The sequence below is a fragment of the Pedobacter cryoconitis genome (assembly GCF_014207135.1).
In the GTDB taxonomy this organism is placed as follows: Bacteria; Bacteroidota; Bacteroidia; order Sphingobacteriales; family Sphingobacteriaceae; genus Pedobacter; species Pedobacter cryoconitis_D.
In genome coordinates, this window is sequence record NZ_JACHCC010000008.1 from 59,956 (window position 1) to 75,595 (window position 15,640).

Annotated in this window: 15 protein-coding genes; 3 read left to right on the forward strand and 12 right to left on the reverse strand. The window is 37.4% G+C overall.

All coding sequences use genetic code 11. The features are described 5' to 3' along the window. Positions 1 to 5 precede the first annotated feature (5 nt). The 10 genes from HDF25_RS25850 to HDF25_RS15455 all read right to left on the reverse strand — a co-directional run bounded on the left by HDF25_RS25850 (position 6) and on the right by HDF25_RS15455 (position 9,473). Positions 6 to 1,271 (reverse strand): polysaccharide ABC transporter ATP-binding protein, encoded by a 1,266-nt coding sequence (locus tag HDF25_RS25850; protein ID WP_184626298.1) that lies wholly within the window; start codon positions 1,269 to 1,271, stop codon positions 6 to 8. 15 nt (positions 1,272 to 1,286) lie between these two features. Then, on the reverse strand, positions 1,287 to 2,147 hold the full coding sequence (locus HDF25_RS15415) for an ABC transporter permease (RefSeq protein ID WP_184626300.1): 861 nt from the start codon (positions 2,145 to 2,147) through the stop codon (positions 1,287 to 1,289). Beyond that, positions 2,131 to 3,123 (reverse strand): NAD-dependent epimerase/dehydratase family protein, encoded by a 993-nt coding sequence (locus HDF25_RS15420; protein ID WP_221450920.1) that lies wholly within the window; start codon positions 3,121 to 3,123, stop codon positions 2,131 to 2,133. The genes HDF25_RS15415 and HDF25_RS15420 overlap by 17 nt, the downstream gene beginning before the upstream one ends. Continuing rightward, complete coding sequence (locus HDF25_RS15425) at positions 3,120 to 4,253, reverse strand: MraY family glycosyltransferase (protein ID WP_184626302.1); 1,134 nt, start codon at positions 4,251 to 4,253, stop codon at positions 3,120 to 3,122. The genes HDF25_RS15420 and HDF25_RS15425 overlap by 4 nt, the downstream gene beginning before the upstream one ends. A gap of 61 nt (positions 4,254 to 4,314) precedes the next feature. Further along, complete coding sequence (locus HDF25_RS15430) at positions 4,315 to 5,259, reverse strand: DUF5106 domain-containing protein (RefSeq protein WP_221450921.1); 945 nt, start codon at positions 5,257 to 5,259, stop codon at positions 4,315 to 4,317. Beyond that, positions 5,256 to 5,684 (reverse strand): BT0820 family HAD-type phosphatase, encoded by a 429-nt coding sequence (locus HDF25_RS15435; protein WP_184626306.1) that lies wholly within the window; start codon positions 5,682 to 5,684, stop codon positions 5,256 to 5,258. The genes HDF25_RS15430 and HDF25_RS15435 overlap by 4 nt, the downstream gene beginning before the upstream one ends. A 55-nt stretch (positions 5,685 to 5,739) precedes the next feature. After that, positions 5,740 to 7,590, reverse strand: coding sequence for a hypothetical protein (locus HDF25_RS15440; protein ID WP_184626309.1), 1,851 nt, complete (start codon positions 7,588 to 7,590; stop codon positions 5,740 to 5,742). 24 nt (positions 7,591 to 7,614) lie between these two features. Then, positions 7,615 to 7,794 (reverse strand): hypothetical protein, encoded by a 180-nt coding sequence (locus HDF25_RS15445; protein ID WP_184626311.1) that lies wholly within the window; start codon positions 7,792 to 7,794, stop codon positions 7,615 to 7,617. Between the two features lie 39 nt (positions 7,795 to 7,833). After that, entirely contained in the window at positions 7,834 to 9,024 is a 1,191-nt protein-coding gene (locus HDF25_RS15450) for an OmpA family protein (protein ID WP_184626313.1), read from the reverse strand. Positions 9,025 to 9,224: 200 nt separating this feature from the next. After that, the gene (locus tag HDF25_RS15455) at positions 9,225 to 9,473 is read right to left on the reverse strand and encodes a hypothetical protein (RefSeq protein ID WP_184626315.1); all 249 of its coding nucleotides are present in this window, start codon (positions 9,471 to 9,473) and stop codon (positions 9,225 to 9,227) included. A gap of 960 nt (positions 9,474 to 10,433) precedes the next feature. Here HDF25_RS15455 and HDF25_RS15460 point away from each other — a divergent pair. The 3 genes from HDF25_RS15460 to HDF25_RS15470 all read left to right on the forward strand — a co-directional run bounded on the left by HDF25_RS15460 (position 10,434) and on the right by HDF25_RS15470 (position 13,416). Beyond that, a complete protein-coding gene (locus tag HDF25_RS15460; RefSeq protein WP_184626317.1) occupies positions 10,434 to 11,159 on the forward strand; it encodes a porin family protein in 726 nt (241 codons plus the stop codon). A gap of 36 nt (positions 11,160 to 11,195) precedes the next feature. Then, positions 11,196 to 12,410 (forward strand): S41 family peptidase, encoded by a 1,215-nt coding sequence (locus HDF25_RS15465; protein ID WP_184626319.1) that lies wholly within the window; start codon positions 11,196 to 11,198, stop codon positions 12,408 to 12,410. A gap of 247 nt (positions 12,411 to 12,657) precedes the next feature. After that, entirely contained in the window at positions 12,658 to 13,416 is a 759-nt protein-coding gene (locus HDF25_RS15470; protein ID WP_184626321.1) for a nuclear transport factor 2 family protein, read from the forward strand. Positions 13,417 to 13,470: 54 nt separating this feature from the next. Here HDF25_RS15470 and HDF25_RS15475 read toward each other — a convergent pair whose 3' ends face one another. Both HDF25_RS15475 and HDF25_RS15480 read right to left on the reverse strand, forming a co-directional pair. Then, complete coding sequence (locus HDF25_RS15475) at positions 13,471 to 15,390, reverse strand: hypothetical protein (protein ID WP_184626323.1); 1,920 nt, start codon at positions 15,388 to 15,390, stop codon at positions 13,471 to 13,473. Positions 15,391 to 15,411: 21 nt separating this feature from the next. Continuing rightward, positions 15,412 to 15,618, reverse strand: a complete 207-nt coding sequence (locus HDF25_RS15480; protein ID WP_184626325.1) for a hypothetical protein — start codon at positions 15,616 to 15,618, stop codon at positions 15,412 to 15,414. Positions 15,619 to 15,640 lie beyond the last annotated feature (22 nt).

Genomic DNA, 15,640 nt, shown 5'->3' on the forward strand with positions numbered 1-15,640 from the left:
CATAATTAGCTCACATTAATTTTATAGTCAAACTTAGGACGGATAATGCCCGGATAAACATGGGTCTTGATGCCCATCTTAACATTCTCTACTTCAAAACCAATTAGATTATCTGCTCCTAATAAGAGTTCGGTTTGATCTTTACCAAAAAAGAGTTTAAAATAATAATTACCTGCATTGAGGATATTAGCGGGGATAACAAACTCTACAGTATATTCACCAATTTTTAAATTTTGCTTATCTTTTATAAATGCCCCTACATGGAAAACCACTGTTTCATCTACTGTACGTAACTCAAACGTTGTATCTAAAGCAATATTTGGCGTGTAATTATAAAAACGAAGTTTCACAGCAATGCCAGATTCAATATTCAAATCCTGCCCCGATGCTGGAATGGCGGCGAATTCTAAAATCCGGATATTTCGATTTCCATAAGCGGATTCGGGTGAACCTTCATGTATATAACGTGCATTGGTAGCAGCATCTTTTTGATATTCATGAATGGTGTCTATGGTAAGGCCCTTATAATCAATTGTGCCATTACGCATCAATATACCCTTAGTGCAAAGCTCTTTTACGGCTACCATATTATGGCTTACAAATAATACAGTTCTACCTTCTCCTTGTGAAACTGTATTCATTTTTCCTAAGCATTTTTTCTGAAACTCGGCATCCCCAACAGCCAATACCTCATCTACAATCAATATTTCAGATTCTAAATGTGCTGCCACTGCAAACGCCAGGCGAACATACATCCCTGATGAGTATCGTTTTACAGGAGTATCTATATAACGTTCTACGCCAGAGAAATCGACAATCTCATCAAACTTACGTTTGATCTCTTTTTTGGTCATCCCTAAAATAGCCCCGTTCAGGAAAATATTCTCCCGTCCGGTCATTTCAGGATGAAAACCTGTACCAACCTCAAGCAGTGATGCTATACGCCCTTTAACTTTGATATTTCCGGTTGTAGGAGAAGTCACTTTTGACAAGAGCTTAAGCAGCGTTGACTTGCCAGCTCCATTGCGCCCGATAATTCCTACTGCATCGCCTTGTTCGATCTGAAAATTAATATCATTCAAAGCCCAGACATAATCTGAATTACCTTTTACAGAACGGTCATTGGTTTCTCCAATTTTTAAGAAAGGGTCTTCTTTTCCGCGAAGACGAGCCCAAAACCGATTCAGGTCATGTGAAAGTGTTCCCGTTCCCACCTCTCCAAGTCGATATTGTTTTGAAACATTCTCTACTTCTAATGATATATTCTTCATTACGCAATAATCATATTAAATTGTATCTGCAAAATTTTTCTCCACCTTATTAAATATCAACACCCCTAACATAAAAATCACACACACTACGCAAGAGGAATACACCAACATCCCCGGCGAAAACTCTCCTGCTCCTAAATAAGCATATTTAAAAGCTTCAAAAATGGCAGTAAGCGGATTAGCCATCAATAATGGCTTGTACCTTTCGGGTAGTGTAGAAACTGGATAGATTACAGGAGTAGCGTACATAAATAATTGCACACCGAATGTAAGTAGCTGTACCATATCCCGGTATTTTACAGTCAAACTTGAAAAAATCATACCTAATCCAAGTGAAAAAGCTGCCATCAACACAATTAATAAAGGCGAAGCAAGTATCCAAAGGTTTGGCCGGACCAAACCCTGGAGCCAAAAATAAATTACGACAGCTATAAACAACAAGAACTGAACACCAAACTGCATCAGTTTCGAAACGACAATTGACAATGGCATAATTAGTCTAGGAAAATAAACCTTTCCCAACATTGTTGCATTTTTAGAAAATACAGTTGCCGTATCATTTAAACAGGTAGAAAAATAGTTCCATAAAGTCACACCACATAAATAAAATGCAATTTGAGGAATGCCATCTGTAGATATGTTTGCAATGTTGCCAAATACAATCACATAAATAATAGTCGTAAAAATAGGTGTAACAAAAAACCAAACCGGCCCTAAGACCGTTTGCTTAAAATAAGTAACAAAATCCCGCCGTACCAACATAACCAAAAGATCACGGTAGCGCCATATTTCATACACATCTATTTTAAACAAACCACTACGTGGTTCAATAACTTCCGTCCATTGTGGATCTATAACTCTATCTTCCTGTTCCATTTTCAATCACCTTATTACCAAACTCCGCCTTTAATGTACTTTTAAGCCCTTCTACTATTGTATAAGGCGGTTGAAAGCCAGAACTCAATACGCTATTGGAATCATATTCCGTTACTGCGCAGAATTTTTTCACTCTTACAGAACTAATGGAAAGTTTCTTTTGCAACAGCCATGCTAATACATCAAATCCATAGCCCCCAAGAAGGCCTAAGAAATAAGGTATATATATTGTAGGAATTCGTCTGTCTAATGCTTCACCAGTATTTAAAACCAAATCGTTAGTTGTAAAATCAGGTTTATCAACATAATTGTAAACGTTGTATCCTCTTTCTTTATGTAAAATCAGAAACAGTATAAACGCGACAACATTACCGATATAAGACATAGATTTCCTGTTATTTCCTTTCCCTATCATAATAAATTTCCCAGATGCAATCTGATTTAATAAATTATAAACATTTCCTCTGTTTCTTTCTCCGAAAATTACTGTAGGCCTGATGACGTTAATATTCCAGTCTTCATGAGTCTTATACCACTCCTGCAGTAGCTGTTCTGCCTTCCATTTGCTCTTTCCATAATGATTAAAAGGGTCAGCTGGCGTATTTTCATTTGGATTATTCTTATCTAAACCATAAATAGCAACTGTACTTGTAAATATGATCCGTTTAACTGCATTTTTCTCCATCGCTTCCAGGGTACACTGCATACCATTCACGTTAACATCATAATACAATGACGTTGGTTTTACGTCATCCCTGTGTTCGGCAGCCAATAAAACGACTAAATCTATTCCCTGCAACAGCGTCTGCATAACCTCTTTGTCCAGGACATCAGCAATTCTTGTAATTTCCGGATACCGGGTACTTTGTTGCTTATCAATATTTAGTATTTGAAATATTTCGGAATGAAATAAAATTTCTATCAATTTCGAACCAACAAAACCAGACCCGCCTAAAACCGCAATTTTCATAATCATTCAAATAATATTATTTTGGAATCGACACAATCAGTTTTTTTCTTATATTTCTCTATTATAGAAAAAACAAGAAGGAAACCGGTCCATAACAGTACGTTACATAAAACAATTAAGTTATTGCTCATATATTGCACCGAGACTATATTAAGCACGCAAAAACCCAATGACAATGCTATAATCGAAATCATAGCATTCCTATGAGATACCCCTGCTCTCAAAAGTTTGTGATGTAAATGGTTTCGGTCAGGCTTGAAGAGTGGTGCTCCAGTTCTCCAGCGTATGCACATTACGCGCGCCACATCCAGGACCGGAATGATAAGGGGTGAAAATGCTACAATTATTGCACCGTCAGAAAATGGTTTTATTGCCTGATTGTTTGTTGCAAAACTAAGGGCGAGAAAAACTATAGAAAAACCTAGGGTTAAACTTCCGGTATCTCCCATAAATATTCTCCTCTGGCGGCGTGCCGTTCCAAAAACATTGAAATAAAAAAAGGGTAATAAGACTCCTGCTGTAATGAAGGAAAATAATCCATGAATCCAGGCTCCATAATATATAAACAAGCCTCCAAGTACCAAAGTACCTATACCAATAAGGCCTGAACAAAGACCATCCAATCCGTCTATCAGGTTAACTGCATTTAATACAAGTACAATTACAAAGATTGTTATTGGTATTCCAACCCAGGGTGATAAATGCGTAATAAAGAATAATCCATACAAATCGTTTATCCACAAACCTGAAGCAGGTAACAGACAGGCCGCAATTATTTGGTTGAAGAATTTCCATTTGTAGTTAACTCCAATCAAATCATCACCAATACCTACAATAAAGAGCAAAAACAACCCACACATTAATGATAAAAACATGGGTAACAGCCCAAGAAGATCAACATTCAGGGCTACAAATTTGACTTTATATACTACGATTACCGTTAACGCAAATAAAAAACATTGAACAGGGAAAAAAGCGACTCCCCCAAGTCGGGGAATGGCATTCTTATGTAACTTTCTAGAGTTCACCGGATCAAACAAACGTCTTTTGTAGGTTACGAGCATAATCAACGGGGTTATTATTCTCCCCAAAGAAACAGCAATCAAAAACGGAATAACAACAATTAAAAACCTCATAATTAAATAATTAACACACTTATCCTACAGAGCATTAGACATCAATTTTACACTCAAAAACCTACTTAATTCCCGAATGTATTTTTTTAAAAAAGTATTCCACCTGTGAAAAATCAACATCCTTTAGCAACACTAACTTGTTTTTATCCAATAAATAAATTGTTGGTGAAGCTTTGAGGTCGTATATATTTTTTTTCAATATATCCCGGTCCCGATCCAGTCCATTTACCCAGTTAGAAGGCAGATTAGGCTGATATGCCTTCCAGATTTTTTCGTTCCCCTCGGGATATATTGCAATAATTTTTAACATCTTCTTACCGATCAACTCATTAATTACCAAAGATTTCTTTAGTTGCCTAACTGCCAGTTCGCAACTACTACAGCCTGGTTCATAAAAGACAAGAAGAGTGAAAGGAGATTTTATTTCACTCAAACTCTCTCTTTTTCCATTTTCCAGCCAATAAAAAAATAAATTAGCTTTTGACCCCGGCTTATTTTTTCGAACTATTTGGAGTTGTAATTGATACTTTATTTTTTCATTATTATCTACCATATCAGATTCCAGGAAATACTGTAGTACAATTTCATAATACAAGTCATTTCGCATAGGTGAATTGGGATCATATAAATACTTATCAAATAAATTTTTGAAAAAAATAAATGTCACTTTCTGCGATTTGGCTTTATCCAAAAATGAATAAATACTCTTCTTAACTTCACTGACAGGCGCATAAGGAAATATCACGATATAGCCTACAAATGCTTGCTCTGCTAACTCTCCCTGCGTACCGGTTAAATTATTTTTAAAATTAAAACTGTCCCAATAGTGGGAAAGCCGATCATTATATTTTGCTTTTGAATTTGTAAAATTCCGGGAAACAGCACGTTGCTTATCAAGCACTTTATTTTTATCTGTTGTTCTTTTTTCTTTTGTTCCCTGGCACGATAAGCAACAAATAGTCAGTACAAAAAATGACACCTTCAGGAATTGATTACAGATTTTCATAGGATGCCGAAAAAAAAGCTACGTATTCCTTTTTTGGAATTTCTATTTCTTTCCGATAAGAAATTCTCCTGAAAAACTAATTTGTGTGTCTGTTTATTCTTAATAGCCTGATAAAGCAAACCCCAATCCTGAAGCCCCCCAAAATTTCGATCGTCAATAAATAGATCAGCTCTTAATTTCCGTCCCGCAGTTAAAGGATCTTCTTCCGGAAAATTTGCATTATAGGCAAAAAAACATAAGCCCCTAGATTCACAATAATCAATAGCTTCTTGCAGCAAATCACCTTCTCTAACTGTCCAAAGAATCAATTGATGGTTTTCATTTTGAAGTTGCTTCAATGTATCAAATGCAAAAGGAATTGGTTTACCTATGGACGGGTACCTATGTTCAACAATTGTCCCATCAAAATCAACAGCAATTATCATATTAAAAACACCTTAGATTTACAGAATTATTTGATTTCCTATTTAACATCCTACTCTAATTAAGGGGATATAACTTAGCTCGGACACAACGCACAGTTGGTGCACCCAGGCTACTAACCACGCTGGCTTTATAGACATAACCATTGCTAGCATTTGCGGCACTTATTTGACTTGCAGCAGTATTTATATTGTTAGGATAAAAGAAGGAACCTGTCCCTTGAGTAAACGGTACAGTACCAGCATTGTATACGAAACCACCACCAGTGGGGTTGTCACCAGCCATAAACTGGGCAATCTTATTATTACTGGCGTTAAAAAAAGAGTCACCAGGTGTACCGCTCGCAGTAAAACCCTTAAATGAAAGAATAAGTTTATTACTGAAATAAGGAGTTGCAGCACCTGTTGTACTTTCAGTCGTAGTATACTCTATCCAATTACCCGATGAAGTAGCTGCGTTAAAGACAAATTTAAGGTTAGTGTTCTGTACAAGACTATTAACTTCGTTAAGAGTTGGCATGCGCCATGTACCCGCCGGATATACCAAACTACACGCATCAACCGCCCCTACGGTTGGTCCGGAAGGAAATTGCGTTTTAAATTTCCAGAACTCACCGCTCAAATTAGAATATCGGTTATCAGGAAAATGCCTGAATACATAATTTCCAGTACCACTGCTCAAGGAAGCTCCTGTCCAAAACAAATTCGCTCTGGCCCAGGATGTTCCATTTACTGTCACTGCCGATTCAACTAAATCGACTTTCAGGAGTTTACCATTTGTAAGCGTCACACTTGGAAAAATAAACTTACCGGTAAGTCCGGAAAAAGAACGGGAACTACCATCATCTAATGTGAGCGTAAAGTCTGTCACAGTCACAGGAAGATTTGTAATTGTTTTTGGAGTAGCTGTAGTAGCCGTATAAAAATATGCAATTCGTGCCGTATTCGATACGACACCAGTTATTGGGAAATTTTTATTAACCGAACTGGCAGAAGGAAGGCCTGTTGCTGGTGTAACATTAGTTACAGCACCCGTTTTGATGTTAACAGTTCCCACGTCAAAATTCGTTGGATCAATTTGCACCGTACCAGAGGTTAAACTAGCAAACATCCCCTGGGCATTGAGTACAACCCCTACCCTGGTAGTCAGGTGTTTAAAAGGAATATTAATATTAGCATTCTGAACGGTTTTTGCCGGCGGTATATCTTTACCCGTTGTAACTTGACCGCTAGCATATAACAGGTCCCGGTTTACCGCAGTAGGCATAGTTGGATTTGCCCTTTGGGCAGCAGGAATATCAGCAACATCGTTCGCGTCATTATAAGAATATGCAAACCAATTATAGGTTGTTCCCTGACTCACAACTACACTTGCATTAACCCCCATTGTAAATAAGGTACTGGAAACAAAGCTCCCGTCTGCAGCATTATAGAGTAATAGACGAAACTTATTTCCCCCAGCCAATGGTGAAGAAGTCGTCGCTCCCGTAGGCATTGCAAGTGCCGTCTCCTGTTGTTTACCTTCCTGCTGGACAGATAATAGAACTTCTAAACCACCCGACCTAACAATTTTATTTCCCAAAGCTTTATTTTCTGTCTTTAAAACTTGTTCTGTATTAGTCAAATTTATTCCATTACCATTATTAGAGGTTGCTTTCAGTGAAATACTATTTGACCCACCATTTTTAGAACCTTCTGCCTGCAGAACTCCATTCGGCCCTTCATCTTCGACATTATCTATACCATCAACTACAACGTTTAGTTTAACAAGATCACCTGTTAAAACATTACCCGCAGGGACTACCTCATTGCTGTCTTTTTTAGAGCAACTCCATAAAAAAAGTATACCTAATAACAGCAAAACAGTTAAACGAAAACTGATACTATTCTTTTTTATAACCAGACTCATATCTATGTTTATAAGCTTAAAAAATTAAAAATCCCCTCTCTGGGTATCTGCATCTCCGGGAGTTATATCAGTGATATCTTCTACCGTAATATTAGCATTAACCGGGGTAACTGTAGCTGAAGATGCTGCTATACCCTGCTCTAACTCAATAATTGCCACTTCTAATTTTGGAGATTCGTATTTCTTTCTTTTCACTACTTCCATATCCAATTTATTACATTGTTACAATCACTCTCTATCTTATTATTCTGCCATTGTAATAACCGCACGACTCAATTTAGGGTCATCATAAAACATATTTTTGGTTCCGCCTTCATAAGTTATTTTCAATTGAGATGCTGAAACACCGAATTCTCTAACCAAAACATTATATACCGCTTCTGCGCGTTCTCTGCTTAAACGTTTATTTGTCATTTCACTTCCTGTTCCTTTATCTGCATACCCTTTAATATTGTACACTATATTCTGACTACCCTCTTTAATGACTTTAGCAAGGAAACCTAAATTTACCCGCACCTCATTGCCAATTACACTTTTATTGATTTCGAACGTAACCAAAACCGGGACTGCCAGCATTCTTTTTTCTATTTTGATATCAGTTATTGTAGCATTTTTTGCTTCTGCCAACTGCTGTTTTAATGACTCATTGTCTTTCGCCAAAATATTTATTCTATTACGCAGTGCATCTAGCGCCACTTCATCATAGCTAATTATGGTCATTGTAGCTCTGTCCCAGTTACGTTTATTAAATTTATAAACAATTCCAAGCGCCCCAGTTAACAGCCCATCCTGCCCGCGGTTACCAACAGTACCACCAAAGCGTTCATTCACCATACTACCGCGAACATCCAAAGTAAGATCAAAGGCTTTACCCAAACGGAAACTATTGAAAAGTCCAATGTTCGCACTTACTTCTTTCGCTACAGGTTGTTCCCAGGTATACATCCACCCCAGGCCTGCATAGGGGCTTAAATTATAGAAGCGATCTTCTTTGTAACCAGATAAAATATTAAACATGTTAAACAGGACATCAGCATGAACGTTTACATAATGAAACTCCATCTTACTCAACCATTTTGAAGCATCATAAACTACACCTGTCCCATGATTACCATTTTGGTTCACTCCTACGATCTTCAATCCATTGATTGCTGCCCTTACCCCAATGCTTGGTGAAAACCACTTACCAACGTAAAATTCATAGGCCGGAGAAAAACGATCACCCAATTTCATTTGCTTATTGTGATCAGCAAAAAATAGCTGTGTTCCGGCCCCTGCACCAATAAACCAATTGTCAAAAAACCGGTTCGTTGCGATTTTGTATTTATCTTCACTCGACTTAATAACAGTGTCTTTTTTAATATTATACGTCTGAGACCAGGCACTACTACTTATTACCAAACCTAAAACAACACCTAAAATTTTTTTCCTCATAACTTATTTAGAAGCTTTTTAATCTTTAAATTACTCTCTACATTTAAATATCACACACACAATTATCTTTGACAAAGTTATGGCGTACAGATGGTTAAGAAAATGAACAATGGGTACAATGAGTATAACTGATGGCAAAAAGGCAATAATCATCCATAAAAGCTGTCAATTATAATAGAGAAATCAAGATGATCTCGGTGTTACGTGCTGAGTTCCAATCCAAGAAATGAAGAAATAATCTTCTGATCTATTTCAGGTCTGCTTGAAACCAATAGCGAAGTACTCTCGCCCATGCAGGTTAACCTTTGTATTTTTTTTTCCTGATCCAAAAATATAGCGAAAAAACCAGCGCTCTCTACTTCCTGAGAACAGTTTACCATATCAGCGTGCAAAATATCATCCGGAAATAAAACTGGACTCCCATTAATAATTACATACTTACCTATCATAAAATGCTTTTTACATTTAAGGCCATTCAACTCCTCTTCTACCATTTAGAACAACCTTTCTTTTTTAACAGATTTATTTATTATCTACCTGATTTCATTCAAGAAGAATATCAAACAGGTTATACAAACCTAGGCTGTATATCATATTTAGAAAAGACGAAATGGGTCGAAAGGCACAAACTATAAGCAGAACCTTCAAAAAACTAAACAAATAAAATGCTGTAAACCAAATATTTACAATAAACATTCTCAGGAGTACATGGTCATCCAATTGACAACCAATAAATGCCGTTCTACCCATACATATATGCCTTATACCCGATTTTAAATTTCTAGCACATGATCATCATATCTTTGTAGATTAATTGTTATCAGTTAACCATGATAATGTCACCGCATTTTTTTTGACTTAAAGCATAAATGATGTTATCATCATTTTGGATAACATCATGCAAGAAAGACAGTCAGAATAATGAAACTGGGAATAATACAACCAGTGGTGAAGCCGGACTGAATATAATTAATATCAATATGTCACTACGCTAATAAATGGCAACACAAGTCAAACCACTGCTACAGTACCTGCTTTCACGCTTGGTTCATCTACAATAGGTCCATTTACCTTCAATAACGTCAATATTACCTCTGGTGTCAGCCACAATTTAAAGATTACTGTTAGTCCAACAGATTTTTTCCTGAGCTGGCTGGGGCAGCAATCAGCAGCCATCGGCGGACAAGTATGGATGAAGTATAACCTGGGCGTAAATCAATACATAAGTTAAAATGTAACATGAGTACATTTTGGTGTATAAGTGGGTATATATAAGGATCATCAACGGAAGCAATATCAATGATAAACTATAACCTTTGTAAGCAATAGTAAAGTTAAATATGATTACAGGCATCCCTGTTCTATTGATTTAATTTTATCTGAAAACAATCTAAACCTAAACAAAAACTATGAAGAAAAGCTGTCTGCTTTTTGTTCTCTGCATTATAGCAGGGACTTTAACCTCGCGTGCCCAATGGTCTGTAGGACTTGAAGCAGGGTACAACAAAAATTATCTCTTTACCAATAGTGGTTTCAGAGCCTTTACTGAATATAAACCAGTAGAAGGTTTTAACATTGGTATACCAGTTAAATACACACTGAATAACTGGCTTGGCATTCAGGCAGATCCACAGTTTATATGCAAAAGTAACAGAGTAGAGCGCTCTGATTTTTTTGCGGGAGTTTATCAGAAAAACACAAACAGCTATATTCAGTTACCCCTGATGGCACATTTTACTTTCGGAGGCCAGAAACTCAAAGGTTTTTTCAATGTAGGAGGTTATGCTGCCTATTGGACCGCCTCGCACATTAAAGGGACTCAGTTAAACATCTTTCCGCCACCTAATGATCTTCCTGGTAATTCTCAATACAAAGGGATTATGGATATCTTTCCGGGATACAGCTATGACCAGAAGTATGATTTTGATAGTCGCAAAGACCGTCGCATTGAACTGGGAGTACTTGCAGGAGCTGGAGTAAGTTATCAGCTTAAACCCAGGTATGAGCTTTTTGCTGAAGGAAGGTACTATCGCGCATTGACCGATCAGCAGAAAAACTATATGCTCAATCAGATCCCTCGCTATAACGACACTTTCGTTATCCAGCTGGGGTGCATGTATCATTTAGGCAAATAAACCGGCTATTCAATTATTTAACTACTAAACGATTTTATGAAAACAACTTGTCATTTTATATATAAATACATATTCCAGATTGTACTGGGTATCTCAATAATCAGTGTCCTGGTGTCCTGCAGAAAAGAATTACCTCAGATTAACCAGCCAGAACGTTACATTACCGGGAATTTCAGCGAAGCTTTCGAAGCTTACTGGAATGGAATGAACAATAATTATATTTTTTGGGATATAGATCCTACTAACTGGGATGATGTATACAAAAAATACAAACCTTTATTCGCTCAGATGAACATAAATGATTCAACTGATGTCAGGAAATCATATACTTATTTTAAGGAAATGACATCCAAACTGGTCGATTCACACTATGCACTGCAGATTACCAGTAAATATGTAAAAGACTCAGCAAAATACATTAGCCCCTCTACGTTAAGACATTCTAAAGAACCTGGATATCATGGAATTATAGATCCTAATTTCTTTTACTTCAGCATTCCACCAAAATATCTTGATCCAGGTTATGTTAAAGGGTTTGTTAATGTATCTGACGGAAGTCAATTTTTCGCAATTGCCGGTAAGATCAAAAGTAATATTCTTTACCTCCATTTTAACAGTTTCAATCTGAAGCAGGTTTATGGATCAACAACGACCAATGATGCCCAGAAGACATTGAAGTACTATTTTGATCAGTTAAAAAACACTGTCGGTCTGAAAGGAATCATTATAGATGTAAGAAGTAATGGAGGTGGTGCATTAGCAGATCTGGATCTTCTGGTTGGTAATCTGACCGATAAACCATATAGTATTGGTGCAACACGATCAAAAGGAGGAATGGGCCGTCTGGATTATACACCCTGGATAGATGCCCAGGTTCATCCTGCAAAAGACGCGAAAGCATTTACTGCCCCTATTGTGGTATTAGCTGATTTGAATTCTGTAAGTATGGCAGAAATGACTACTATGGCATTAAAAGCGTTACCTACCGGGAATGCCACTTTTGTCGGGGAGCGCACCTGGGGAGGTAATGGACCATTACTTCCAAATGATGATGTTTATAATGGAGGACAATTTAAAACAGGTTTTATGAATCTGGTTTATACTTCCACTTTGATGCTACGTTATAAAGATGGTAAAATCTATGAAGGACTGGGTTTCCCTCCTGATGTCGAAATAAAATATAATGGGGCGGCTCTGGATACAGGAACTGATCCTCAGCTTGAAAAAGCAATTAGCCTCATTCCTCAATAATACAGAAACACTAATATCAACTTACATAAAATCATAATTAAACAAAAACCTATGAACAAAAAACAAATTAATCTATAAAAGAGCGGTACTATGGCAATGACTTGCCTGGTTATCCTATTTCAGCTGTCTGCCTGTCAAAAATTAATGCCCACAGCAGCGTGGCATCAGCTAGCTCCCCCCTACCCAAGAAGTGTTAAGGGGGAGCTTTATATTTTCATAACCGATAATCAAAATAAATAACAAGAAAATGAATAATAAACAAAAAGTAGTCGCATTATTAAAATCAATAGAAACAGGCGATGCAGAACCTATTGGATATATTGATGCAAACAAATACAAACAACATAATCTGACTGCAGGTGACGGTCTCGCTGGCTTTGCCGGGATATTACAAACACTTCCGCCAAACTCGGCAAGAGCAAATACAGTACGGGTTTTTGAGGATGGAGATTATGTTTTTACACATACTGAATACAATTTTTTCGGACCAAAAATAGGTTTTGATATTTTTCTTTTTGAAAATGGGAAAATTGTAGAGCATTGGGATAACTTACAGGAAATCGCAGCCCCCAATCCAAGTGGTCACACCATGACAGACGGCGAAACTATCATTTCCGATATCGACAAAACCGCAACGAACAAAATATTGGTACTCAACTTCATAGAAGATATTTTGGTAAGTGGTCAAGTAGACAAACTTTCGGACTATGTTGACGGAGATAATTATATTCAGCACAACCCACAAATCGGTGACGGGCTCTCAGGATTGGGAAAAGCATTGGAGTATATGGCTTCACAAGGCATTACCATGAAGTACAATAAAATTCATAAAGTATTAGGCGAAGGCAACTTTGTACTGACAGCAAGTGAAGGTACATTCGGCGGACAACATACTTCATTTTATGATTTATTTAGAATGGAGAATGGAAAAATAGCCGAACATTGGGACACCATAGAAACAATCCCTTCAAAAGAAGCCTGGAGAAATAATAATGGAAAGTTTTAAATCTAAATACCACCATTCTCTTGCCGAACGAATAAGGCAAGAGAATGGTAATAATTATTTATCTCTTACGCAACGAATTGGACATCTATCATCAGCAGACCAATTTTTCTGAGCTGTACCTCTGGCTGTAAGGAATGTGTTTGTACCATTAGCGGTACTGCCACCATAAATAACAGCCATCTCTGCTTTCACTTTTTGATCACCGGCATCAGTCCAGGTAAAAGGCAACGCATCACTGATCATATATACTGCCGCATCGGGGATCCATGCACTACCAGTTGGGGCATTTGTTGGCCAGTATTGCCTATTCATTACCGGAATTAATGGAGCAGTATTATCCTGCACAAGATAATAATAACGCCCTCCTGCGTAGAATTTTAACCGTACCGCCGATCCGTCGGTTTCGTTCGCACCAAAAAAATATATAAATGGATGGTTAGTTCCTGTAATGTCCCCATTTGGCTGGATAACACCACCATTAAAAACATTGCTTACACTAGCACCATTATAAACAGCATAAGCACCTAAACTAGCATAATCAGCAGCTGTTGGCATGCGCCATCTGCCTCCGGCAACCAATCTGCATGGATCTAATGCAGTGTTCTGAGTAATAGGGGTCACCTGATTATAAGCAGCGTTATTATCATCACTAGTCAAATAGGTAACGCTGCCTGTAGGAGATGTTTGTTTAGTTAATTTTGCAGGTACCAATGGCTGATTCGGATAAGAAGCATAGTTCCAATAATCGGTACTCATATAATTAGATCCGGTTTCCTCTGGATAATACCTGTTGAAATAGATATTATTTACCCAATCATACGCCAGATTCCCTCTTGCCCAGATCACATTGCCAGCCTTAATACCTGTTGATTGAAAACTAAGGTGTATAGTATACTGCACCCCCCCTTGTAATGTTCCATCCGGAATGTTGATTTGAGGGATATCGGTTCTCGCCGGAGCCGCATTAGGATTAGTAACTCCAGAAACAATGTTACCATTTAACGTAGCCGAATAAATTTTTATATAATTCCCTGTACCCTTAGGAGATAACATATATGGACTACTTGTTACCACCTGAGTATTCATAGTATTAGGAAAAGTAAAAAATCTTTCAGCAGCGTTTGAACTTGTTGGTGCTGTTGTGGTACCATTAGCGGCAAGATTTACTGATCCAGGATCAACAATAACAGCTTGCATAGCTGAAATCAATCCTAGTTCTGGTGAAGCATCAACACTAAGAGTTACTCTGATATTAACATGCCTGAAGGTTACATTAATATAATTCGCCTTCCCCCCTACAATCGTCATAGGACTACTCTTAAAATACAAAAAATCTGTTTTACTACTAACTGAAATTGTATTTGTCAAATCATTTAAGGTTTGGACATTAGCACCAAATGAAGGTGCTGTGGTCGTATTATTTGAAATAGCCACAAAAGTATACGTTTTCCCACCATCTAATTGACTTATTGCCTGACTAGCGTCACTTTGTGTTGTGCTATTATATGTTTTCTCCAGCGCTATTAAACGATTACCATTCTGATCAAACACCATTACCAGATACTGAATGTTACTTCCAAGTGGTGTTACAGTAGATGTGCCTGGTGTAACAACCAGTGCACCAGTTGCTATATTACTTTTCGTATTACCTGAGATGGTGGCTGCCTGCACTGCTGTAGTTGAACCTCTTTCCGGTGTAATGGTTGCTACAATGTTATAATTTTTATTATAGCGAACTTCTGCGACAAACTTACCAGCAGTCGAAGCAGGTACTTTTCCATTGGCTGAAGGTTGATCTTCTGCAGTACCACTATCATCTGCCACTCCCATCAGCTTTACGACAACAGAAGTTTGTCCATTCCCCTCCATATTACCAATATCATCCGGGCTACGTTTACACGATGTCATGCCAAAAAACATGACTAATACCACAAAAGCTATTCTATTATGATTCTTAAATAATTTTGGTTTCATATATTCAATTCATTAATAATATTACCAATTTATTGGTTGATCAGGGGTGACGTCAGCATTATCCCATGTTTCGTTAACTGGCGTAGATGAACTCGCCGGTAATGCTCTTCCTGAGCCAGCTGCTATTCCCTCTTCCAGTTCAACTAAAATTACTTCCATAGCAGGAGTAATGTATTTTGGTTTGAAATAGCGTTCTGTTTTTTCCTCATTGTTATTTCTCATATTCATATTGTATCTCTAAATCAAAGAA

Excerpts from the sequence above, each read along its gene's own strand:
- HDF25_RS25850 (WP_184626298.1), bottom strand. The coding sequence starts at position 1,271 with ATGAAGAATATATCATTAGAAGTAGAGAATGTTTCAAAACAATATCGA.
- HDF25_RS15415 (WP_184626300.1), bottom strand. The coding sequence starts at position 2,147 with ATGGAACAGGAAGATAGAGTTATAGATCCACAATGGACGGAAGTTATT.
- HDF25_RS15420 (WP_221450920.1), bottom strand. The coding sequence starts at position 3,123 with ATGATTATGAAAATTGCGGTTTTAGGCGGGTCTGGTTTTGTTGGTTCG.
- HDF25_RS15425 (WP_184626302.1), bottom strand. The coding sequence starts at position 4,253 with ATGAGGTTTTTAATTGTTGTTATTCCGTTTTTGATTGCTGTTTCTTTG.
- HDF25_RS15430 (WP_221450921.1), bottom strand. The coding sequence starts at position 5,259 with ATGAAAATCTGTAATCAATTCCTGAAGGTGTCATTTTTTGTACTGACT.
- HDF25_RS15435 (WP_184626306.1), bottom strand. The coding sequence starts at position 5,684 with ATGATAATTGCTGTTGATTTTGATGGGACAATTGTTGAACATAGGTAC.
- HDF25_RS15440 (WP_184626309.1), bottom strand. The coding sequence starts at position 7,590 with ATGAGTCTGGTTATAAAAAAGAATAGTATCAGTTTTCGTTTAACTGTT.
- HDF25_RS15445 (WP_184626311.1), bottom strand. The coding sequence starts at position 7,794 with ATGGAAGTAGTGAAAAGAAAGAAATACGAATCTCCAAAATTAGAAGTG.
- HDF25_RS15450 (WP_184626313.1), bottom strand. The coding sequence starts at position 9,024 with ATGAGGAAAAAAATTTTAGGTGTTGTTTTAGGTTTGGTAATAAGTAGT.
- HDF25_RS15455 (WP_184626315.1), bottom strand. The coding sequence starts at position 9,473 with ATGATAGGTAAGTATGTAATTATTAATGGGAGTCCAGTTTTATTTCCG.
- HDF25_RS15460 (WP_184626317.1), top strand. The coding sequence starts at position 10,434 with ATGAAGAAAAGCTGTCTGCTTTTTGTTCTCTGCATTATAGCAGGGACT.
- HDF25_RS15465 (WP_184626319.1), top strand. The coding sequence starts at position 11,196 with ATGAAAACAACTTGTCATTTTATATATAAATACATATTCCAGATTGTA.
- HDF25_RS15470 (WP_184626321.1), top strand. The coding sequence starts at position 12,658 with ATGAATAATAAACAAAAAGTAGTCGCATTATTAAAATCAATAGAAACA.
- HDF25_RS15475 (WP_184626323.1), bottom strand. The coding sequence starts at position 15,390 with ATGAAACCAAAATTATTTAAGAATCATAATAGAATAGCTTTTGTGGTA.
- HDF25_RS15480 (WP_184626325.1), bottom strand. The coding sequence starts at position 15,618 with ATGAATATGAGAAATAACAATGAGGAAAAAACAGAACGCTATTTCAAA.